Consider the following 22,485-nt stretch of genomic DNA (forward strand, 5'->3'; position numbering starts at 1 on the left):
CGATGGCGTTCGAGCAGCACGCGCTGGTACGCGTGAGCGGCCGCGCCGATCACGACCTCGACCCGTCGAGCCATCCCGCGAGGATCCCCGCTGTGGCCCAACTGCTCGCCGAGGGTCTCGACCTGTCCCCCACCGCGACCTTCCTGGTCGGGGAGAACGGCTCCGGCAAGTCCACGCTGATCGAGGCGATCGCGACCGCGTACGGCCTGTCCCCCGAGGGCGGCACCGCCCACGGGCTGCACTCGACGCGGCCGACGGAGTCGCCGCTGTCCGGCGCGCTGCAACTGCACCGCGGGCTCGGCCCGCGCAACGGCTTCTTCCTGCGCGCGGAGACCATGCACGGCTGGTTCAGCTTCATCGAGCAGTACGGCCGCCATCCCGACTATCACGCGATGAGCCACGGCGAATCCTTCAGCGCGGTGATCGACTGGGCGATCAACCCGCGCTTCCCCGGTCTGCTGGTGCTCGACGAGCCCGAGGCCGCCTTGTCCTTCTCCTCCACCCTGCGCCTGATCGGAGCGCTCGATCAGGCGACCAGGATCGGGATCCAGGTGCTCTGCGCGACCCACTCGCCGATCCTGGCCTCGCTACCCGGCGCGACGATCATCGAGCTCGACGAGCGGGGGTACGCCCAGACGAGCTGGGATGACCTTGAACTGGTCCAGCACTGGCGTCGCTATCTCGATGCGCCCGGCCGCTATCTGCGCCACCTGCTGGACTGACGCCCGCGGTCGCCGGGGTCCTGTTCGGGTTCGGCACCGATCGGTCGGGCGCTGGCTTCAGGTCGATCGTGTCGCGCAGCGGCTGCTCCACGACGATGATCACCGCCACCAGCGAGGCGGCCGCGACGATCCCGGCGACCAGGAACAACTGGCCGAACGAATCGCCGTAGGCGAAGTGGATCACCTGCCGCACGGCCGGCGGCAGCGCGGACAGGTCAAGGCTCCCGCCACCGCCCCCCGCCAGCGAAGGATCGATGCCGATCGACCGCAGGCCGTCGACCACGCGTTGCTGCACGTGATTGGCCAGCAGCGCCCCGAGCATCGAGACCCCCACGGCGCCGCCGAGCGAACGGAAGAACGCGACCGTCGCCGAGGCCGCACCCATGTCCTTCAGGGCGACCGTGTTCTGCACCGCCAGCACCGTGTTCTGCAGCAGGCCGCCGACCCCGATGCCCATCACGAACATGTACACCGCAACCAGCGGGTACGCAGTCGCATGATCGATGGTGCTGAGCGCGAACAGGCCGATCACCAGCATCACCGCACTGATCACCATGATCGGCTTCCAGCGACCGGTTCGGCTGACGAGCTGCCCGCTGATCGTCGTGGACAGCATCTGCGCGATGATCAACGGAATGGTCATCAGTCCGGCGGTGGTCGGTGCGAAGCCGCCGGCGAGTTGGAAGTACTGGGTCATGAACGTGCCACCGGTGAACATCGCCACCCCGGCGCCGATCGCGGTGATGATCATCAGCGCGGTCGTCCGGTTGCCCAGCACGCGCAGGGGGACCATCGGATCGGGCACCCGGAGCTCGACGAACACGGCGAGCGCGGCGGCCGCCACGGTGCCGCCGAGGAAGGCCGCCGTCTCCCAGGAGAGCCAGGCATAGTCCTGCCCGGCGAAGGTGACCCACAGCATCGGCAACGCCGCGGCGACGGCGAACAGCACGGCGCCGACATAGTCGAAGCGCACCGGCCGGCGGACGTGCGGCAGCCGCAGCGTGCGCTGCAGCACGACCGAGGAGACCAACGCCAGCGGGATCACCACGAAGAAGCACCAGCGCCAGCCGAGATGGTCGGTGATGATTCCGCCGAGCACCGGCCCGGAGACCGTGCTGACGGCCATCACCGCGCCCATGTAGCCGCTGTACCGGCCACGCTCGCGAGGCGAGATGATCGTCGCCATGATCGACTGGGTGAGCGCGGTCAAGCCGCCCATCGCCAACCCCTGCACGGCCCGGAAGGCCATCATCGGCGCGACGGCGACCGACAGCCCGGCGCCGATCGAGCCGACCACGAACATGATGATCGCGAGCTGAACCAACAGCTTCTTGTCGAACAGATCGGAGAGCTTGCCCCAGATCGGCGTGGAGATGGTCATCGCGAGCAGCGAGGCGGTGATCACCCAGGTGTATTGCCGCTGCGTACCGTCCAGGTCCGCCATGATCGTGGGCAGCGCGGTCGAGACGATGGTCGTGGAGACCAGGGCGGTGCCGAGCACCGACAACAGGCCGGCCATCACCTCGAGCACCTCGCGGTGGCTCAGGCGGCCGGGCGCCGGCGCCGGGTCGGTCCGGCTGTCGGCCGCGGTCATCGGGCCGCCACCTGTGCGGTCGCGATGGGTCCGGCCTGGCCCGTGCGGCCGAACTCGCGTACCGCGTGCTCCAACCGCCCGAGGATCTCGACCGCCGTCGCCGCGTCCGCGTCGTCCCAGTCGTCGAGGTGTTCGCGCAGGAGGGCGGCCGTCCACTCCTCCCGCGCCCGCAGCGCATCCCGGCCGGCGTCGTTCAGCGCGATCCGGTACGCCCGCGCGTCATCGGGATCGGCAGCTCGCTCGACCAGGCCCTCGGCCTCCAGTGCCTGGACCGTTCGGGTGGCGACCGACGCCGCGATGCCGATCCGCGCGGCCAGGTCGCCGAGCCGCAGCGGCCCGGCGTCGCGGACCGCCTTCAGGATGCCGATCCGGGTGTTGGACACCGTGTGCTCGCGATTGCGAGCCAGCGCCTGCAGGCTGCGGCTGAACCCGGACAGTACGCCGAGCAGCTCTCGGGCACGGGCATCGGTGAGGGGCATGGGCGCACTCCACGGGAACGATTATTAGTTGCTTTCGTCAACTATAGATCTGTCTCCGGGGGCCGGCCAAATCCGTCGCCGATCAGTCCAGCAGCTTTGCGCGCAGCCGCTCGGTGTCCGCCGCCGTCCAGCCGAGCCGGCCCAGGGCGGCCTCGATGCTGCCGTACTCGCCGATCAGGTGATCAAGGAAGGCGCGCATCGACTCGGGATTGGTCAGGTGGCTGGACAGCGGCCGCCCCTCGAGATTCGCCCGGTAGGTCTCCGAGCTGGCCAGCCGGTCGACGATCTGCTGCATCCGCTCGCTGGAGGCCGCATAGTCGGCGACCACCGCATCCTCGTCCGCGCCGACCAGCATCAGCGCCAGGGCCACGGTGGTGCCGGTCCGGTCCTTGCCCGCGGCGCAGTGCACGAGCACGGTGCCCTCGGCCTCGGCGATCGCGCGCAGCGCGCCGATCACCTGGTCGGGCCGGTCGGCCAGGTAGGACAGGTAGTGGGAGGCGAAGACATTGTCGTGCCCCACGCTCGGGGTCAGTCCGACCCACGGCAGCGCCTGCTCGGCGACCCCCGACCCGGCGGACGCGCCGGAGACGTCGGCCGGGTCGTCGTCGGGCAGCGGCGTGGTGTCGGACTCGGGCAGGTAGGTGAACCGGCGTACCGTCACGCCCGGCTCGCGGGTGATCGGCCCGGGCCCCTCCTGGGCCACCTCGTAGTTGCTGCGCAGGTCGAGCACATCGGTCAGGCCCAGCTCGCGCAACTGGGCGAGATCGGCCTCGGTCAGCTCCTGCAGGTTGTCCGAGCGGAGCAGTACGCCGTCCCGGATCCGGCCGCCGTCGGCGGTCGGCGTACCACCAAGATCACGGGCATTGACGAGGGAATCGAAGCGCAGCCAAGGCATGTTCTGGAGCCTAGCGGGCACCGCCTGCGGCCAGCGCCGCACCGAGCACGCCGGTGGCGAGCGAGGCGGTCAGCGCGATCGAGCGGATCGCGTTCAGGGCCAGCCAGCGCGATTCGAACGCCTGCCGCGCGGCGGCGAACGTCTGCTCGGTGTTGGCGAGCGCGCTGTTCAGGGGCACATGCCCGGCCACGGTGATCGCGATGCCGATCAGGCTGAGCGCCGCCGACGCGGTGATCAGCCAGCCCGCCGCGCCGCTGCCCCAGTACTGCCATGCGGCGATCGCGGTGAGGATCAGGCCGCCGAGGAAGATCACCAGGAACAGCGGATTCAGGATCGCCTCGTTGACCCGTCGCATGGTGGTGACAAGGGTCTCGTCATCGGTTCGCGCGAGCGCCGGCATCACCGCATAGGAGAACACGGCCATCCCGCCCGCGAACAGGCCGGTCAACGTGAGGCCGATGGTGAGAATCGCGATCCGCACGGTCATGGCACGAGTACAGCGCAGCGCCGGCAGAACTCTCCAGCATCGATCCGCTCGATTCCATGTCTGATCGTCTGACCCGTCAGGCGGTCCGCGGACGCAGGTACGCCCGGGGATCGGCCATCCGGCGACGGGCGATCGCCAGCACCCCGGCCGCGAGCGCCAGCACCAGCCAGAGCAGGCAACCGATGACCCCGTCGCTGACCCCGGGCCCACCGGTGATCACCGCGCGCACCCCGTTCAACGCGGGGGTCAGTGGCGACAGCGGCAGCAGCGCGGCGAACCAGCCCGGCACCGCCGAGAGGATGCCGCCGGCAGCCGTCAGCACCACCATGATCACCGAGATCACCCGACCGGCACCGCCGAACCAGGCGACCAGCGCCTGGTTCACCGCGAGGAAGGATGCCCCGGCGAGCAGGAGGAAGCCGAACACCCCGAGCAGGGTGGGCAGCGCCAGGTTCAGCACGACCTGGCCGACGATGGTCAGCGCGAGCGCCTGGAGGGCGATGACGGCCGCCCCGGGCGCGAGCATCCGGGCGGCGAGCCGGGCCGACGACGCGCGCGAGGTGAGCGCCCGGGCCGGCACCGCGGCGAGCGCGAGGAACGTCGCGAGGCCGCCGAGCCACAGCGCCAGCACCATCAGCAGGCTGGTCGCGGTCGACTCGGGCAGCAGGTTCGCATCGGTGCCGTCGACGATCACCGGCTGCGCCGCAGCGGTCTTCAGCGCGATCCGGTCCTGCGAGCTGTAGTTGGGCAGCTCGTCGACGCCGTCGGCCAGGCCGTCGGACAACTCCTTCGCGCCGCCCGCGAGCTGGCCCGATCCGTCCTGCAACCGCGCCATGCCGTCGGCGGCCTGCCGCGACCCGTCGGCGGCCTGGCGTACCCCGTCGACATAGGTACGCGTGCCTGCCGCCGCCTGCTCGGCGCCGTCGGCGAGCTGGTCCGCCCCGTCGGCGGCCTGGCGCAACTGGGGCGGCAGCGCGGCCAGGCCGTCCGCGAGCTGCCTGGTGCCGGCGGCGATCTGGTCGGCGCCCTGCGTCAGCGGGCCCATCCCGTCCGCGAGCTGGCGCGCACCGGGGGCGAGCTGCGCGGCGCCGGCGGCCGACTGCTCCACGCCGCCGGCCACCTGATCGGCCCCACCGGCGAGCTGCCGGGCGCCGGGCGCGAGCCGGCCCAGGCCGTCGGCGAGTTGCCCGGCGCCGGTGTCCAGTTGCCGTCCGCCGGCCGCCAGCGCGCCCAGCCCATCGGCGAGCTGGCCGCCGCGGGTGCCGAGCTCGCGGGCCCCGGACGCCGCCTCGGCGAGCGCCGGGTTGAGCTGGCGCAGTCCGTCCGCCGTCGCCCGCGCACCATCGGCGAAGCCGACCGCCCCGTCGGCGAAGGCCTGCACGCCCGGGCCGAGTCGCTCGGCGCCGTCGGCGAGTTGCGAGGCGCCGGAGCGCAGGTCGGCCGAGCCGGCAGTCAGCGCGTCGGCGCTCTCACCCACCCGCGCGGCCGCCGAGCGCAGCTCGGGCAGCCGGCCGGCGAAGTCGTCGAGCTGGTCCGCGGTCGCGCCGACCCCGGTGTCCAGGCGCGACGCGCCCTCGGCCAGCTCGCCCGCCGCGGCGGTCAGCGCGGGTCGCCCCTGCGCTCCGCTGGTCAGCCGCTGTTCGGCGGCCTCGGCCGTGCTGGCGGCGCCGGCCGCCCACGCCTCGCAGAGCCGGTCGCCGCCCTCCTCGTCGGCGTACGGGCAGGACCCGGGCGGGTCCTGGGCCAGCCGCGACAGGTACTGCCGGTACGCCGTGAGCCCCGCGTCGAGGCCCGCCGCGCCCTCGGCGACCTGGCCGGACCCGTCGCGCAGCGCGGCGATCCGATCCGCATCGGGGGCCTCGATGCCACCGATCGCCTCGGTCAGCGGCGCGATCCCTTCGCGGTTCAGCCGGTCGGCCCCGGACGTGTACTCCGCAACCCCGTCGGCGACGCGCCGGGCGCCCGGGGCGAGCGCGTCGGCGCCCTCGCGCAGCCGTGGCGCCGATTCGCTCAACTCGCCGGCGCCGGCGACCAGCCGGTCGGCCCCGGCCGGCAGCTCGGCGGTCGCGGCGGTGAGCCGATCCAGGCCGCCGGCGAGCTCGGTGGTGCCGTTCGCCAACTGCCGGGACCCGTCGGCGGACCGGGTCAGCCCGTCGGCCAGCGGTCCGGTCCCCTCGGCCAGCCGGCGAGCACCGGCGGCGGAGGATTCGAGGCCGTCGGCCACCGGGGCGGCACCGTCGGCCACCTGTCGGGCCCCGGGAGCCAGCCGGCCGAGCCCGTCGGCGAGCTGGCTGCTGCCATCGGCGAGCTGCCGGGCGCCGGGGGCGACCTGGCGCAGGCCGCCGGCGAGCTGACCGGCGCCGTCGGCGAGCTGGCCGGTCTGGCCGGGCAGCTCGGCGGTCCCGTCAGCGGCCCGGTCGAGGCCGCCGGCGAGCTGCCGCGTACCCGCCGCGAGTTGATCACTGCCGGCGACCAGTTGATCACCGCCGGTCGACAGTTGACCCATGCCGTCGGCGAGCTCGTCGATACCGTCGCGGGCCCGGCCCACGCCGGTGTTCAGCTCGCCCGCACCGTCGGACAAGTCGCTCGCCCCGTCGGCCACCCGGCGGAACTGCTTGCCCGACTCGTTGAACCCCAGATAGATCTGATCAAGGTAGTTCTCGGTCAGCTCGCGGCCGGCCCGGTTGGCGGCAACGTCGGCGATCTGTTGACCGATGGCCGAATCCGCGACCCCGGTGGTCCGGGAGGTCTGCACGTCGATCACGGCCTTGCGCGCCTTGTCGGCGTCGGAGAAGCTCGTCGCGTTCTCGGAGAAGTTCTTCGGGATGGTGACCACCGCGACGAAGCGGCCGGTGGCGAGGCCCGCGTCGGCATTCTCCTGATCGGCGAGCACCCAGGTGAAGTTCTCGTCCTGTTCGGTGACCAGCCCGGCCGCGAGCTGGCGCCCGAGCGGGACGAACTGGCCGTTGATCCGGGTGCCGTCGTCGAGGTTGACCACCGCGGCCTGGACCCGGCTCAGGCGATCGGTCGCCTGCCAGGTCGCGGCGAGGAAGCCGCCCGCGACGATCACCGGGATCAGCAGCACCCCGAGCAGGGTGAACCAGCCGGCCGGCCGGGTGCGGGGACGCTCCAGGTCGAGGCTCATCGCAGTGCTCCTTCCCCGGCCAACACCGGTTCGCGGTCGAGTCGGTCCGGCCGGACCGGGCCGAGTGTCAGTAGGTGGTAGCCGCCGGGCAGCAGGTCGTCGAGCAGCCCCGCGTCCGCCGCGCCGAGGATCAGCGCGCCGGCCGGTTCCGGCCCCGCGCCCATCCGGCGTACCAGCCCGGCGAGCCGAGTCCGCTCGTCGTGGCTGTGCAACGCATCGGCACCGTCGACGATGATCACGCCGGCGTCGCCGCGCGCCGCCCGGTCCAGGGCGCGCGCCACCGAGTCGTCGTGCACGGCGTCGATCAGTTCGGTACGCCGGCGCACCTTCCCCGCCTCGCCGGGCAGCAGACCGCCGGCCACCCGGGCGCGGCCGTCCACCGGCTCCATCCGCCCGGACAGCGCAAGCAACAGCGGGGTACGCGCGGACGGTTCGCCCTCCACCACGAGCACCTCGCCGGGCCGGATCCGCAGATCGACGGGCGGCGCCAGCAACTCGCCGCGCGCTCCGACGGTGAAGTTCTCGGCGTAGGCGGCCCACGGATTCGGGTTGGCCGGCCAGTCCGCATGCCGCAGCACCTCGCCGACCCGTTCGCCCTCGACGTCGAGGGAGGGCAGCAGCTTGTCCAGCCAGCGGGGCAGCCACCAGGCGCGGTCGCCGAGCAGCGCCATCACCGCGGGAACCAGCACCATCCGGACCAGGAAGGCATCGGCGAAGATGCCGACCGCCAGGCCGAAGGCGATCGCCTTGATCGCCCCGTCGCCCTCGGGGACGAAGAAGGCGAAGACGAAGAACATGATCAACGCCGCGGCGACCACCACCCGGGCGGAGCCGACGAAGCCGCGTTCGATCGCTCCGCGAGCACTGCGGCCGTGGGCGTACTCCTCCCGCATCCGCGAGACCAGGAAGACCTCATAGTCCATCGCCAGGCCGAACAGGATGCCCATCAACATGATCGGGAAGAACGAGATCACCGGGCCGGGTTGTTCGAGATTGGCGAGCTGGCGCAGGTGACCCTCGTTGAAGACCAGGGTGGTCGCGCCCAGCGCCGCGCCGACGCTGAGCAGGAATCCGGCGGCTGCCTTGATCGGCACCACGATCGACCGGAAGACCATGGTCAGCAAGATCAGCGAGAGCCCGACGACGAAGATCCCGAACGGCACCATGGCGGCGCCGAGGCGCTCGGTGACGTCGATCTGGGCGGCGGTGGTGCCGGTGACGGCGGTCTGCACGTCGTACTCGGCGAGCCAGCGTCCCTCCTGGCCACGCAGCCGCTGGACCAGGTCCGCGGTCGCCGGATCGGACGGCGCGGTCGTCGGGATGATCTGGATGAAGCCGGTGTCGGCATTGCGGTTCGGCGTGGACAGCGGCACGCTGGCGACCCCGGGCACCTTCTCGATGTCGGCCTTCAGGTCGTCCATCAGCGCGACCGGGTCATTGCTGCCGATGATCTCCGCGGTGACGATCAGCGGGCCGTTGTAGCCGACGCCGAAGTGTTCGGTGATCAAGTCATAGGTGATCTTGTCGGGCGCGTCGGAGTTCTTCTGCCCGGAGTCGGGCAGGGCGAGCTGCAGGTTGCCGGCCGGCAGGGACAACGCGCCGAGAACGAGCACCACCAGCGCGATGGTCAGCACGGGGACCTTGGTGACCAGGCGTACCCAGCCCCGGAAGAATCCGCGCGGCGCCTCGTCGCCATGGTCGGCGGCCGCGTCCGTGGTCGCGGGCGCGCCGTTGGTGGCGGGTACGCCGTTGGTCGCGGGCTCGCCGGCGGCGCGCCGGCTGCGCCCGGAGCGCGGCCGCATCCGCTCGCCGAGGAAGCCCATCAGGGCGGGCAGCAGGGTGAGCGCGATCAGCACGGCGACGACCACCGCGGCGGCGGCGAAGCCACCCATCACGGTGAGGAAGGGCAGGTTGGCCACGGCCAGCCCGCAGAGCGCGATGACGACGGTCAGCCCGGCGAAGACCACCGCCGAGCCGGCGGTCGCGACGGCGCGGGAGACCGATTCCTCCAGGTCCATCCCGCGGGCAAGTTGATCACGGTGCCGGGACAGGATGAACAGCGCATAGTCGATGCCGACGGCGAGCCCGAGCATCACCGCGAGCATCGGGGTGGAGGAATTGACCTGGGTCAACGCGGTCAGCACCAGCAACAGCGTCATCGAGATCGCCACGCCGAGCACCGCGGTGATCAGGGGTACGCCGGCCGCGATCAGCGAGCCCAGGGTGAGCGCGAGGACGACGAGTGCCACAGCGAGGCCGATCAGCTCGACCACGCTGAGGCGGGGCAGCTCGGTCGAATAGACCTCGCCGCCGAGCTCGGCCCGGGCACCGTCGGGCAGGTCGGCGCGGACCGTGCCCAGCGCGCTCTGCAGCGCGGTGTCCTGCTCGTCGGTGAACTCCTCGGCCTCGATCGGCATCTGCGCGCGAACGATCGCGGCCCGGCCGTCGGAGCTGATCAGACCCTCGATGTCGTCGTCATAGGGGTCGGTGACGCTGTCGACGAAGTCGAGGTCCTCGACCGACTCGCGGTAGTCGCCGATCGCGTCGCGGTAGACCCGGTCGCGGATGTCGGCGCCGGGCGCGGCGACCACGACCAAGGTGGCCGAGGTGCCGGAGACCTCGGGAAAGGTCATCTTGAGCTGATCGAGGGCCGCCATCGACTCGGCGCCGGGGATCCGGAACTCGTTGTCGAACGGCCGCATCACGGCCGCGCCGACACCGCCGAGGACGACCAGGGCGAGCAGCCAGCCGAGCAGCACGCGACCGCGGCGGTGGAAGCAGAAACGCCCGAGGGCGTACAGATAGCTCGACATCGCAATCCTTGGCGGTGGGTAGGAAGTCGGGATAGAGTTCCGGATACGAAGCTGTATCCGATACGGAACTGTATCGGACGAGTCTGCCCGACCCAACCCCTGCCCCACAGCCCGGAGGAGTTCCATGCCGCAGGCCGGCGAGTCGCAGATCAGCGTGCGCCGCGAGCAGACCCGCGAGCGGCTGCGCGAGGCTGCGCTGGAGGTCTTCGCCGAGCGCGGCATCCTCGCCGGCAGCGTCGAGGAGATCTCGGAGCGAGCGGGCTTCACGCGCGGGGCGTTCTACTCCAACTACGGCTCCAAGGACGACCTGTGCCTGGAACTGCTCCGGGGGCTGGTGCAGACCCAGGTCGGCACGAGCTTGGATGCCATCGCCCGGATCGGCGCGTCCGCGGTCAGCCTGGACAGTGTCGCCGAGCAGGCCGCCGACGTGTTCGCGCTGCTCCAACCACAGGATCGGACGCGCGCGCTGTTCCTGGCCGAGATCGAGCTGTACGCCGCGCGTACCCCCGAGTTCACCCAGCGCTACCGCGAACACGAGCGCGAGCTCAAGGGCGCCTTCGCCGATGTGATGCGCGCCGCGGTCGACCGGGTGGGGCTGGCCTGGGCGGTTCCGGAGGCGGAGGCGGCCGAGCTGCTGGGCACGGTGCACCACCAGTTCGTGGACACGTGGCTGTTGACCGGCGAGTTCGACAAGCAGGCGCTGGAGCGGTTGCTCCGCCCGCTGCTGCGGGCGCTGCTGGTCAGTCGCTGACGGGGGCTGCTTCGGGCCTAGACTCTGGCCAGGACATCGGACCAATGGAGGACCGCTCATGCCGATTCGGATGCAGCGCCGGCTGCCCAGCCTGGCCGACCTGCGGCCGCTGATGGGCTTCCGCGCCCCGGAGTTGAACCCCCGCAGGCGCCGGCTGGCGAAGGCGCTGACCATCGCGGACCTGCGGCGGATCGCGAAGCGACGCACCCCGCGCGGGGCGTTCGACTACACCGACGGCGCGGCCGAGGGCGAGTTGTCGCTGCGGCGCGCGCGGCAGGCGTTCAAGGATGTGGAGTTCCATCCTCGGGTGCTGCGCGATGTGTCCCGGGTCGACACCGGCTGGGACGTTCTCGGCGCCCGGGTCGCCCAGCCGTTCGGCATCGCACCGACCGGATTCACCCGGATGATGCAGTCCGAGGGAGAACGCGCGGGCGCGACCGCGGCCGAGGCGGCGGGCATCCCGTTCGCGCTGTCGACGATGGGCACGACATCGATCGAGGATGTGGCGCAGGCGGCCCCGGGCGCGCGGCGCTGGTTCCAGCTCTATCTGTGGAACGATCGCGAGGCATCGCTGGAGCTGGTGCGGCGGGCCTGGTCGTCGGGCTATGACACCTTGCTGGTGACGGTGGACACGCCGGTCGCCGGGAACCGGATGCGCGATGTCCGCAACGGGTTCACGGTGCCGCCGAGCCTGACGCCGGCAACCGTGCTGGACGCGGCGTGGCGGCCGGAGTGGTGGATCAACTTCCTGACCACCGAGCCGTTGAGCTTCGCCTCGATCAGCGGCGGCCCGGAGGGCGTGATCAAGCAGATCAACACCATGTTCGATCCGACGATCTCACCGGAGGTGGTGCGGGAGGTACGCGCGCTGTGGCCGGGCAAGCTCGTGATCAAGGGCATCCAGTCCGTGGAGGACGCGCGGGATGCGGTCGGGATGGGCGCCGACGCCGTGCTGTTGTCCAATCACGGCGGTCGGCAGTTGGACCGGGCGCCGGTGCCGTTCCACCTGTTGCCGGATGTGGTGCGCGAGGTCGGCTCGGACGCCGAGGTCCACATCGACACCGGCATCACCGACGGCGCCGACATCGTCGCGGCGATCGCGCACGGCGCGCGGTTCACGCTGGTCGGGCGGGCGTACCTCTATGGCCTGATGGCCGGCGGTCGCGAGGGCGTCGACCGGATGATCGCGATCTTGTCCTCCCAGGTGAAGCGGACCATGCAGTTGCTCGGGGTCGCGTCGCTGGAGGAACTGGAGCCGGGGCACGTCACCCAGCTCGTCCGGATGGCGCCCCGCGCCCGCTGAGCCCCCGCGCCGATCGGGCACGCGCCGATCGGGCAGGCGTACCCAATCCCTTCGTGAGCTATCGCCCCCTGAGGTCCGCCTCAGGCGGCGACAACTGACGACACGATGGCCGTCAGCTTGCCCACTGGCCGGAGTAGTACATCCAGGCCCACAAGATCATCAGGGCCGGGGAGACGACGGCCCAGCTGATCCGGAACACCCGCTGCAGCACCACCCCGCGCGCGGTGGCCGGCCGGTCCAGCGCCAGGTGGGCGAGCATGATCCACAACGGGAACCAGACCAGGATGGCCCGGTTCACCGACTGCAGCCAGTACGAGGTGGAGAATGCGACCAACTGGATCGCCATATAGCCCGCCTCGGCCCACAGCCGGCGCCGCAGGCACCAGCCGACCACCACGACGCCGGCGACGAAGGACAAGAACTCGAAGGCGAAGACCACCATCAGATACGGCTGATCGACATAGGAACCGCCGGGATCGACCACCCGCAAGGTGTTCAGGATCGATGTCCAGGGCATGGTGAACTCGCGCGGCCAGCCCTTCTGCTGGGCCTCCGACCAGGCGGACCAGCTCCCGGTCAGCAGATACAGATAGACCGTGTACGCCCCGAGCATGATCGCCGTCACGCCCAGCCACAGGCCGCGCCGCAACCGGCCGCGCCAGTCGATGCCGGACCAGGTGAGCACCATGATCACCAGACCGAACAGCAAGAACAGGCCACTGACCCGCACCGTGCAGGCGAGCCCGGCCAGCACCGCCGCCTGCCACCACTTGTCGGCCCGCGCGCGCTGCCAGGCCCAGAACGCGAACGCGCAGAACAGCGATTCCGAGTACGGCATCATCGTGAACACCGCGGTCGGCGCAAAGATCCAGCCGACCGCCGCCCAGCGCCCGCCCATCCGGGTCAGCGCGAGCGCCGCGATCAGCGAGCACAAGGTGGCGATCAGCACGCCCCAGATGTCGAGCGGAATGCCCACGGTGTTGCCGATCGCCAGCACGATCGGCCACCCCGGATAGAACGCGCGATAGGTCATGTTCAGCGGCTCGTAGCCGTACTGCGCGATCGTGAAGAACCGCTCGGTGTCCCAGTGCCAGACGCTGGTCCACAGGCTCTGCCCGGTGATCGCCATCGTCACCACGAGCGCGATGATCAACGAGCCGCGGCCGAGCAACCACGCCGGGAGCACGACTCGCATCGCGTGTACGCCGCGGCCGGGCACGCCCAGCGGGGCCAGGGGCGGCGTACCCGGCTTCGCATCGCCGTCCCACAGGCGCCCCCACAACACCGGCAGCGGGACCGTCCGGGCGCGCAACCGTTGCACCCAGGCGGCATCGCGCGTCCCCGCCAGCACCCCGGCGCCGGGATCGTCGACGCCGCCGACCCGCACCGGGTCGTGGCCCGGCCGGTACATGTCGCGGATGATCATCGCCGCGACCCAGACTTCCGTGGTGATCCGGAACAAGATCGCCAACTGGTACGCCGGTGAGGACTGCCCGTCCGCGGCGTACAGCGACCCGTCGAGGTAGATCCACACCGCGATCACGTAGTAGACCTGCCCGACGCCGAAGATCGCCCAGTCGCGCCAGTTCGGGCGGGCCCAGACCATCAGCACGGCAAGGATCAGGCCGTACTGCGGCCGGTAGTCCTGATTGGTGACGAACAGCGCCCACATGATCAGGTACGCCACCTGCGCCACCCGCGGGCGCCGCCACGTCGTCCATGCGATCAGGGCGATCAGCACGACGGCGCCGGCGAACAGAACCGTCGACAAGACGTCCACCTCGGGCAGCGTCCGGCCCGACTGTTCCAGCGCGGCCCACACCGAACCGAGCGTGGTGTTCTGGGTCCATGACGCCAGCCACGCATCCGGTGCGGCGATGATCAGCGGCAGATTGACCGCGGCCCAGGCGAGCAGGAAACCGCCGGCGGCGTTCAGCCACTCCGAGACCCGACGGCCGCGGATGCAGACGATCAGCAAGGCGATCAACAAGAAGCCGGGATAGATCCGCGCACCGGTGGCCAGGCCCAGCAAGACACCGGCGGCGATCGGGCGCTTGGCCGCCCACGCCCAGAGCCCCGCGACGGCCAGGGCGACGGCGAAGAGGTCCCAGTTGATCAAGCCGGTCATCACCACAACGGGCGAGACCGCGACCATCACCGCATCCCAGCCGCGGCGCTGCGCCCGCAGGGTCGCGAACACGACCAGCAGGAAGCACAGGAACAGCACTACGGCGCTCACCCCGAAGAAGACCGCGCTGCCCTGGCTGAGCTCGGGCTCGGCGGCACCGACGGGCGCCCCCAACAGCACCGCCAACTCGCGCACGAACTCGATCAGCGCGCCGGTCAGCACCGGCTGGTCGAGGGTCGCGCCGAGATAGGGCACCCGCCCCTCGGCGAGACCGCTGGTGGCGTAGATATTGGTGATGTCGGTGTAGCAGAGATTCGCGAACACCTCGGCGCTGCCGGGCAGGCACGCGCCCTGCCGGATCACCGTGACCAGCCAGGTCAGGGTCGCCAGCAACAGCGCCAGTACCGGCAGGTCCAGCCAGGACCGCTCGCCGACGGCGTGCCGCCCCGTGTCCCCGCCCGTGCCGCGGACGACCCGCCGGACGAATCCGGCGGGTCGTGTCGCGCGCTCCTGCAGGCGGGGCAGCAGGCTCACCCAGGCTCCCCCGTGGGTCTGGGGCCGCTGCGTTCGCGCTGGCCCGACGAGCCGGAGCCCGAGTCGTCGTCACCGGAGTCGGAGCCGTTGCCCGACCCGCTGCCGCTGCCGGACCCACCGCCGTTGCCGTTGCCGGACCCGCTGCCGCTGCCCGATCCGCTGCCGGACCCACCACCGTTGCCCGATCCGCCGCTGTCGCCGGTCGGTCGCGACGTCGGGCGGGTGCTCGGGCGATCGGAGCCACCGTCATCGCCCTGGTCGGGGGTCTGCTCCTCGCGCGGCCGGGCGGACTCGTCGTCTCGGGGCTGCGGGGTCGAGGACTCCCCGCCCGAGTTGTCGTCGCGCGGCCGGGACCGCTGGTCGCTGTTGTCGTTGTCGTCGCGGGTACGCCGCTGCGGTGGCGGCGTACCGTCGGTCTTCTCCTTGTCGACGAAGGCCGGCTCCGGGAAGTCCTCGACGGGCATCCCCTCGCTGGCCACCGCCATGTAGTCACCCCAGGCCTCGGCGGGATAGCTGCCACCGAAGAAGGTCGAGTTGCCGGGCTTGGCGTACGGGTCGAGGTCACCATTGCCGTCGTCGCCCGCGACGAACATCACCGCGGTCGAGATCTGCTTGGTGTAGCCCACGAACCACGACGATGTCACATCATTGCTCTCGCGGCCATCGACCATCCGTCGCACGCCGTTGGTGCCGGTCTTTCCGGCGACCGGTCGGTCGATCGTGGACACGGCGCTGCCGGTGCCGTCGTCGACGACGCGGGACAGCGCGTAGGTCACGTCGGAGTTCAGGTCGGCGTCGAAGGCCCGCTTGCCCTCGTCGGCGTTCTCGTACAGCACCTTGCCGTCGGCGTCGGTCACCTTGGCCACGATGTGCGGGGCATTGCGTACCCCGTCGTTGGCGAAAGTCGCATACGCACCTGCCATGTTGACCGGGCTGACCTCGGCGATGCCCAGGGAGATCACCGGCACCGGCGCCCAGTCCGGCCCGTCGCCCTTGGGTACGCCGGCCGCCTCGGCGGCATCGATCACCTTCTGCGGGCCATTCGGGTTCATCTGCATGGTCATGTCGACGAAGGCGGTGTTGATCGACTTCGCCGTCGCCTCCAGCATGCTGACCGAGCCGTAGGTGTAGCCGTTCTCGTTGCGTACCGGCTTCTCGGCACCCTCGGGGGTGTAGGCGTTGCCCTCGAAGAAGTCGCGCAACCGCAGACCGTCCTTCAGCGCCGCCGCGACGGCGAAGGCCTTGAAGGTCGACCCGGTCGGGCGGCGGGTGGTCGCCCAGTTGCGCTGACTCTCGACATAGTCCGGCCCGCCGTAGACGGCCCGCAGACCGCCGGTCCGGGTGTCCACCGACGCCATGGCCGGGTGCAGGTTCTTGCCCTTGGAATCCTTGGGGTTGTTCGCGGCCGCCTTGCGCCGGATGTCGGTCGCGGCCCGGACCATCGCGGCCTGGCTGTCCTTGTCGATGGTGGTGGTGATCTGCAGGCCGCCGCCCTGGATCTGCGACTCGTCGAAGCCCTTGGCCGCCAGCTCGTCCTCGACCATCTTGAGCAGGAACCCGTTCGGACCGGCCAGCCGGGAGCTCTGCTTGATCTTCGGGAACTCGGGGAGCTGCTGCCCCATCGCCTGGGCGTCCTGCGGCGTGATCATGCCGTTGTCGGCCATCTGGCCCAGGACATACCGATACCGCTCCAGCAGCCGCGCCTCGTTGTTCTCGCCCTCGGCCGGATCGAAGCGACCGGGGCTGTTCAGCACCGCCGCCAGCACGGCGGACTGCTCGACGCTGAGATCCTTCGCGTCGACATCGAAGTACGCCTTCGCGGCTGCCTGGACGCCGTAGGCGCCCCGGCCGAAGTAGATGGTGTTCAGGTAGCTGCCGAGGATGACCTCCTTGGGCACCTCGCGGCCGATCTTGGCGGCCAGCAACAGCTCGGTGAACTTGCGTTCCAGGGTCCGCTCCGGGGAGAGGTAGAGGATCTTGATGTACTGCTGAGTGATCGTCGAGCCGCCCTGGATGTCGCCGCCGGTGGCGATCACGAAGGCCGAGCGGATCATGCCGGTGATCGAGATCCCCGGGTCGGTCCAGAACGTCGAGTTCTCCGCCGCGACCGCGGCGTCCTTCATCGACTGCGGGATCTCCTCGAACGGGATCGACTGCCGGTTCTGGACCTGGAAGTAGCCGAGCTCGCTCTTGCCGTCGGCGAAGTAGACATTGGAGTTGTTGGTCTGGAAGTCGGCATTCGGGTCGGGGATCTCGGTATTCAGGTACGCCGCCGCGATGCCGCCCATGCCGAGCAGCACCAGCGCCAGCCCGCCGATCGTCACGCCCGCCAGCACCCGGCGCAGCCGTCGGCCGCGGCTCGGCGTACCCTTCGGAGACTTCGCCGGGGTCCGCGAGCCGTTCGCACGGGGCGCGGGATTGGCGCGCTTGCCGGACTCAGCCATAGATGTCCTCAACTGTCGGTTGTCGTCGTGGCGGGCGGCGTTTCACGCCGTCGCCCATCAGCCACGAACTCGTCATGAAGTTCCACCCGCAGTCCGTGCAGACCTCCACCGCGCACACCTTGAACTCGCCGAACTCGTGAGCCATCGGCTCCAGCTCGGCGCGTGCCTTGATGCGGCCGGAGTACTGCCCGAGCTGCGACCCGAACACGTAGTGCAGCACCGCCATGGTGCCAGCCGCGCACACGGGGCAGGCCTGCCCGGCCGGCTCGCCGTGGTGCAGCGCAGCCCGGATCAGCATGGGGTCGGCATCGCAGGCCTCCGCCCGGCTGTGCGTACCCCGGGACTGCCGCAGCGCGGCCAGAATCCGGCGGCGCTGCAGCGAGAAGTCTAACACCTCGCGCTGCGACCACATGCCAGCCAGACTACGAGCCGATCAAGCGCTGTGCAGCGCCCGTGGGCGGGTTTCGGCCCGCCGGGTCGGCCGGACCGCGTCAGCCGAACCGCTGTTCGATGGTGTCGATCAACTCCATCGTGTCGTCGTAGTCGGCGCGCAGCGCGCTCTGCGGCAGGTCGAAGGCGGAGCCGTTGCGGAACGCGGGCAGCCGGCCGAGCACCGGATCCTTGGCGAGGGCCGCGACGGTCTGCTTCGGGTCGTCGAAGGGGACCACGAAGATCGTGGCCGGGTCGAGCACGACGCCGGCATTCTCCGGCGAGACCTCGAACATGTCTCCACCGGGCGTGTACGGCACGGCGCCGTTGCGCTGCGCCAGCGGGGCCGGCTCGAACCCGAGCTCGGTCAGCAGGGTGATCAGGCCGGCATCGTCCATCAGCACATAGACCTTGCCGCTGCTGGCGCGGCTGATCACGGTCGACGGCTTCGACGGCGGCGTGATCGCGGCGGCGACCTCGGCGACGCGCGCGTCATAGGCGGCCCGCAGTTCGTCGTAGCGCTGCGGGGCGGCGAAGACGTCGCCGGCCAGGAAGCTCAGCTGCTGCTGCCAGGTCTGCAGGGTCTTCGGTACCAGGACGGTGGGCGCGATCGCGGAGAGTTGGTCATAGACCTGCTCGGCCTGCGCGAACGGGAAGCCGAGGCCGCCGGCGATGATCAGGTCGGGCCGTTGGGCGGCGATCGCCTCCAGGTTGAAGCCATCGGCCGGCCAGGGCAGGAAGACCGTTCCGGCGGCCGCGGCTTGGTCGGCCCAGGCCGGCGCCGCGACGCCCTCGGTGTCGGTGAACTCGGGGACGACCGCGGCGACCGGCTGATCGAGGTGGAAGAGGTAGCCGGCCAGCGCATGGTTCAGCACGACGATGCGCTGCGGCCGCACCGGAACCTGCACCTCGCCCTTGATCGTCGCGACGGTGCGGGTCGCGTCCGTCCCGGGCGCGAGCGGCGCGGCCGGCGCGACGCCACAGGCGGTCGCCAGGGCCAGCAGGGCGGCAGCGAATGCGGTCGCCGCACCGCGGGCGGAGAAGGAGCGCCGGGCGGCGCTGGTCATGCTGGACATCGACACCTCTTCGATCGGACGGTTAGGTTAACCTAACCTCGTTTCGTGACCGGTACGCCGCCGAAGCTGCCGTCTCCGGCGACGGAGCTGCCATCACCGGTGAAAGGGGAGCAGATGACCACGCCGCTCGCGGCCGCGGTGCCGCGCACGGCCGTTCGTTTTCTCGGGCATGCCACGCACCACCACGACAGCCCCCATCTGGTGCACCTGGTCCGTGGCGCCGCGGAGGTGGTCGCCGACGGGCAGCGCCACGCGCTGGCGGCCGGGGAGACGCTGTGGCTGGCGACCGGCGTACCGCACTCGGTGCAGACGACGCCGGGAGCGATCGTCTTCGGGCCGATGATCACCCGCGAGCCGCCCCGGCGGGTCCGCGCGCTGGGGCACCGGCCCGAGCTCGCGGAACTGATGCTGACGGCGGTGGCGGCAAGCCCGCGGGCCACGGAGATCGTTCCCTTCCGCGAGGCCATCGACAGGCTCCTGGCCGGGATCGACCGGCCCCGGTTCTCACTCGAGCGACCGAGCCACCCGGTCGCCCGGGAGATCGCGGACCGGCTGCTGGCCGGCGGTCGCTGGACGCTGGGCGCGACTCTTCCGGAGCTCGCCGAGCGGCATCTGAGCAGCGTGCGGCAGATCCAGCGATGGTTCGGGGACGAGACCGGGCAGGCGTTCGCGCGCTGGCGTACCCGCGCCCGGTTGAATCTCGCCCTGGCCGAGCTCGCCGGCGGCGCGCCCCCGGCCCGCGCCGCACGGGCGGCCGGCTATGCGACCCGGGACGGGCTGCTCCGGGCGCTCGCGCGCGAAACCGGCCGGCCGTACGCAGACATCGCCCGCGACCCGTTGGGGACCTCGGGTGAGCCGGCCGTGGGGTGCTAGGTCAGCCGGGTCTTCGAGGAGGACTTGGCGGTGTTCGCGGGGTCGCGCTCCACGACATCGCCCAGGGCGTCGTCGATCCGGCCCATCAGCTCCGCAGGGATCTCGACGCCGGCGGCCTTGACATTGTCGGTGACCTGCTCGGGCCGCGACGCGCCGACGATGGCGGCGGCCACGTTCTTGTTCTGCAGTACCCAGGCGATGGCGAGCTGGGCCATGGTGAGGCCGAGTTCGTCGGCGATCGGGCGCAGGTCCTGGACCCGGCGCAGCACCTCGTCCTTGGACAACCAGGACTTGATCATGTCCGCGCCGCCCTTGGTGTCGGTCGCGCGGGAGCCCTCCGGCGGCTGCTCGCCCGGCGCGTACTTGCCGGTGAGTACGCCCTGGGCGACCGGCGACCAGACGATCTGGGAGATGCCGAGCTCCTCGCTGGTCGGCACCACCTCGTCCTCGATCACCCGCCACAGCGCGGAGTACTGCGGCTGGTTGGAGATCAACTGGATCTTCAGCTCCTTGGCGAGCGCGTGCCCGCGGCGGAGCTGGTCGGCGGTCCACTCGGAGACGCCGATGTAGAGCACCTTGCCCGAGTGCACGAGGTCGGCGAAGGCGACCATCGTCTCCTCCAGCGGCGTCTCATGATCGAACCGGTGTGCCTGGTAGAGGTCGACGTAGTCGGTCTGCAGCCGCTTCAGCGATGCGTGCAGGGACTCCATGATGTGCTTGCGGGACAGGCCGGTGTCGTTGGGACCCATCGGGCCGGTCGGGAAGTACACCTTGGTGAAGATCTCCAGCGACTCGCGCCGCTCGTCCTTCAGCGCATCGCCGAGGACCGCCTCGGCCGCGGTGTTGGCGTAGGTGTCGGCGGTGTCGAAGCTGGTGATCCCGGCGTCGAGCGCCGCGCGCACGGAGGCGATCGCCGCGTCCTTCTCCACCTGGGAGCCGTGGGTGAGCCAGTTGCCGAACGTGATCTCGCTGATCTTCAGGCCACTGTTGCCGAGGTAGCGGAAGTCCATGCCCGCGACGTTACTCCGCGGCGAGATGCCCGAATTACGGGGCGAGCAGATCTGTCACTGACGCCTTGTGCGGGCAGTCGAGGTCGACTGCCGCACGATGAGACTCGGCTCCAGCGCCACCGATTCCGGCTTCGCACCGCCGAGCACGTCCTCCAGAAGCGCGAATGCCGACTTGCCGATCTCGACCATCGGCGAGCGGATAGTCGTCAGGGGCACCGACAGACTCGCGGCCAGTGGCGTGTCGTTGTAGCCGACGACGGCGACATCATCGGGTACGCGGAGACCGCGCTCTCGCAATCCGCCGATCGCTCCTATCGCCGCGAAGTCGTTGGTCGCGAATATGGCGTCCGGTGTCGAGCCAGTGTCGAGCAGTTGCTCGACGCCTTGCCGTCCGGCCGCGGCGTCGAATCCGGTGCGGACAACTCGACTCGGATCCAGGTCCAACCCGGCCTCCTCGAGCCCGCCACGCAGTCCCGCAATCCTCAGGTTGGCCGTCGAGGCGTAGTCGGGGCCCGCGATCACAGCGATGTCGCGGAATCCGGACTCGGCCAGGTGGCGCGCCACCAGTCGACCCCCGTGCCGGTCGTCTGCGAACGCTCCGACAAAGTTCCCCGACGTGCGCGACGTGAGCACGAACGAGACACCCTCTGCCGCCAGCTTCTCCAGCAATGGGTCGTCGGCGCGAGCGTCGGCGAAGATGATTCCGTCCACCCGTCGGTCCAGGAACTTTCGCACCCTTGACTCTCGCTGACCGGGGTCGTCGAGGGAGTTCGTCACGAACGCGGCATAGCCGTGTTCGAACGCGGCCGCGTCGATCCCTTCGAAGATCGTTGCCAGCACGAAGTCCTGTAGCCGTGGAACGAGGACACCGACGTGCTGAGACCGCGAAGTACGCAGGCTCGCTGCGTGAGGATTGCGTCGATAGCCCAGGGCAGCGGCACGGTCCAGGATTCGCTTGACCGTCGCCGGACTCGCCCACCTCTCCCGATGCTCAGGAGCGCTGTTCAGCACTCGCGAAACCGTGGACACATCGACCCCGACGGCCGCCGCGACCGTCTGCAGCGTCGGAGCCTTCTGCTTCGTCACGGAGCTCCGCCCACAATGACGTCCGAGCCGAATGATCGCATGCCATTGACTCTACCCAACCGTTTGGGTACGTTCTTACCCAAACGATTGGGGAGGCGAGCATCATGACTCGACTTGCGGCCCGCTCGGGGACGGCAATTCCACTCGCGGCCGGCCAGGAGTTGGTGATCACGAACACCAGTGGTGAGCAGGTTGTCGACGCCTGGGCGCTCGCCGCCAGCGATTCCCGACGGTTCACGTCGGCGCCACACACCTGGATGTCGACGGGTCGCCTGGGGCTCCGGCTCGGCGACGACCTGCTCGACAACACGCGGCGCCCGATGTTGCGCCTGGTCGAGGACACCAGCCCTGGCGATCACGATCTGCTGATCCCGAGTTGCGATCTGGCCCGGTATCGGCAACTGGGCGTTGAGGGCTACCACGACAATTGCCGCGACAACTACTTCGAAGCCCTCGCCGCGGCCGCCATCGATGCCCTCCCATTCCTGCCCCAACCGATCAATCTGTTCATGAGGGTCCCGATCGGCCGCGACGGATCGCTGTCGATTCACCCACCGCGGGCCGCGCCCGGCGACCGCGTGCGGCTACGCGCGCTGGACGATGTGGTCGTTGTTCTCTCCGCCTGCCCTCAGGATCTGGCCCCGACCAACGGCATCGGGCGAGCCCCGACCGGGGTGGACGTTGCGGTCGTCGACACCGAGTCACGTCCATGATCA

The 22,485-nt window shown here is 70.7% G+C and carries 17 protein-coding genes; 5 read left to right on the top strand and 12 right to left on the bottom strand.

Annotation, left to right across the window (positions count from 1 at the left end; translation table 11 throughout):
- Window positions 1-2 precede the first annotated feature (2 nt).
- Entirely contained in the window at window positions 3-722 is a 720-nt protein-coding gene (locus tag GGQ54_RS07740; RefSeq protein WP_179444865.1) for an AAA family ATPase, read from the top strand.
- Here the strand turns inward: GGQ54_RS07740 and GGQ54_RS07745 are convergent.
- The 6 genes from GGQ54_RS07745 to GGQ54_RS07770 form a co-directional block, all read right to left on the bottom strand.
- On the bottom strand, window positions 604-2,316 hold the full coding sequence (locus GGQ54_RS07745) for an MDR family MFS transporter (protein ID WP_179444866.1): 1,713 nt from the start codon (window positions 2,314-2,316) through the stop codon (window positions 604-606). The two genes, GGQ54_RS07740 and GGQ54_RS07745, sit on opposite strands and share 119 nt — an antisense overlap.
- Window positions 2,313-2,795 (bottom strand): MarR family winged helix-turn-helix transcriptional regulator, encoded by a 483-nt coding sequence (locus GGQ54_RS07750; RefSeq protein WP_179444867.1) that lies wholly within the window; start codon window positions 2,793-2,795, stop codon window positions 2,313-2,315. Before GGQ54_RS07750 ends, GGQ54_RS07745 begins: the two co-directional genes overlap by 4 nt.
- Window positions 2,796-2,877: 82 nt before the next feature.
- Window positions 2,878-3,690 (bottom strand): tyrosine-protein phosphatase, encoded by an 813-nt coding sequence (locus GGQ54_RS07755; protein ID WP_179444868.1) that lies wholly within the window; start codon window positions 3,688-3,690, stop codon window positions 2,878-2,880.
- Window positions 3,691-3,700: 10 nt separating this feature from the next.
- The gene (locus tag GGQ54_RS07760) at window positions 3,701-4,177 is read right to left on the bottom strand and encodes an anthrone oxygenase family protein (protein WP_179444869.1); all 477 of its coding nucleotides are present in this window, start codon (window positions 4,175-4,177) and stop codon (window positions 3,701-3,703) included.
- A 76-nt stretch (window positions 4,178-4,253) separates the two neighbouring features.
- The gene (locus GGQ54_RS07765; RefSeq protein ID WP_179444870.1) at window positions 4,254-7,322 is read right to left on the bottom strand and encodes a YhgE/Pip domain-containing protein; all 3,069 of its coding nucleotides are present in this window, start codon (window positions 7,320-7,322) and stop codon (window positions 4,254-4,256) included.
- A complete protein-coding gene (locus tag GGQ54_RS07770) occupies window positions 7,319-10,135 on the bottom strand; it encodes an MMPL family transporter (RefSeq protein ID WP_179444871.1) in 2,817 nt (938 codons plus the stop codon). Before GGQ54_RS07770 ends, GGQ54_RS07765 begins: the two co-directional genes overlap by 4 nt.
- A 124-nt stretch (window positions 10,136-10,259) precedes the next feature.
- Between GGQ54_RS07770 and GGQ54_RS07775 the strand changes: the two genes are divergently transcribed.
- Both GGQ54_RS07775 and GGQ54_RS07780 read left to right on the top strand, forming a co-directional pair.
- Window positions 10,260-10,886, top strand: a complete 627-nt coding sequence (locus GGQ54_RS07775; RefSeq protein ID WP_179444872.1) for a TetR/AcrR family transcriptional regulator — start codon at window positions 10,260-10,262, stop codon at window positions 10,884-10,886.
- A 58-nt stretch (window positions 10,887-10,944) separates the two neighbouring features.
- Window positions 10,945-12,189, top strand: coding sequence for an alpha-hydroxy acid oxidase (locus tag GGQ54_RS07780; protein WP_246292587.1), 1,245 nt, complete (start codon window positions 10,945-10,947; stop codon window positions 12,187-12,189).
- Window positions 12,190-12,301: 112 nt separating this feature from the next.
- Here GGQ54_RS07780 and GGQ54_RS07785 read toward each other — a convergent pair whose 3' ends face one another.
- The 4 genes from GGQ54_RS07785 to GGQ54_RS07800 all read right to left on the bottom strand — a co-directional run bounded on the left by GGQ54_RS07785 (window position 12,302) and on the right by GGQ54_RS07800 (window position 18,800).
- Complete coding sequence (locus GGQ54_RS07785) at window positions 12,302-14,851, bottom strand: glycosyltransferase 87 family protein (protein ID WP_179444873.1); 2,550 nt, start codon at window positions 14,849-14,851, stop codon at window positions 12,302-12,304.
- The gene (locus tag GGQ54_RS07790) at window positions 14,848-17,295 is read right to left on the bottom strand and encodes a transglycosylase domain-containing protein (RefSeq protein ID WP_179444874.1); all 2,448 of its coding nucleotides are present in this window, start codon (window positions 17,293-17,295) and stop codon (window positions 14,848-14,850) included. Before GGQ54_RS07790 ends, GGQ54_RS07785 begins: the two co-directional genes overlap by 4 nt.
- Entirely contained in the window at window positions 17,288-17,707 is a 420-nt protein-coding gene (locus GGQ54_RS07795) for a DUF5318 family protein (RefSeq protein ID WP_179444875.1), read from the bottom strand. The genes GGQ54_RS07790 and GGQ54_RS07795 overlap by 8 nt, the downstream gene beginning before the upstream one ends.
- A 79-nt stretch (window positions 17,708-17,786) precedes the next feature.
- Window positions 17,787-18,800, bottom strand: coding sequence for an ABC transporter substrate-binding protein (locus GGQ54_RS07800; RefSeq protein ID WP_218843769.1), 1,014 nt, complete (start codon window positions 18,798-18,800; stop codon window positions 17,787-17,789).
- 114 nt (window positions 18,801-18,914) lie between these two features.
- Between GGQ54_RS07800 and GGQ54_RS07805 the strand changes: the two genes are divergently transcribed.
- Window positions 18,915-19,673, top strand: a complete 759-nt coding sequence (locus GGQ54_RS07805; RefSeq protein ID WP_179444876.1) for a helix-turn-helix domain-containing protein — start codon at window positions 18,915-18,917, stop codon at window positions 19,671-19,673.
- Here GGQ54_RS07805 and GGQ54_RS07810 read toward each other — a convergent pair.
- A complete protein-coding gene (locus GGQ54_RS07810) occupies window positions 19,670-20,683 on the bottom strand; it encodes an aldo/keto reductase family protein (protein WP_179444877.1) in 1,014 nt (337 codons plus the stop codon). The two genes, GGQ54_RS07805 and GGQ54_RS07810, sit on opposite strands and share 4 nt — an antisense overlap.
- A 54-nt stretch (window positions 20,684-20,737) precedes the next feature.
- A complete protein-coding gene (locus GGQ54_RS07815) occupies window positions 20,738-21,769 on the bottom strand; it encodes a substrate-binding domain-containing protein (protein WP_179444878.1) in 1,032 nt (343 codons plus the stop codon).
- A 104-nt stretch (window positions 21,770-21,873) separates the two neighbouring features.
- On the opposite strand from GGQ54_RS07815, the gene GGQ54_RS07820 reads away from it, so the two are divergent.
- A complete protein-coding gene (locus GGQ54_RS07820) occupies window positions 21,874-22,482 on the top strand; it encodes a DUF1989 domain-containing protein (RefSeq protein WP_179444879.1) in 609 nt (202 codons plus the stop codon).
- The last annotated feature ends 3 nt before the right edge of the window (window positions 22,483-22,485 follow it).

The organism is Naumannella cuiyingiana (assembly GCF_013408305.1).
Taxonomy (GTDB): domain Bacteria; phylum Actinomycetota; class Actinomycetes; order Propionibacteriales; family Propionibacteriaceae; genus Naumannella; species Naumannella cuiyingiana.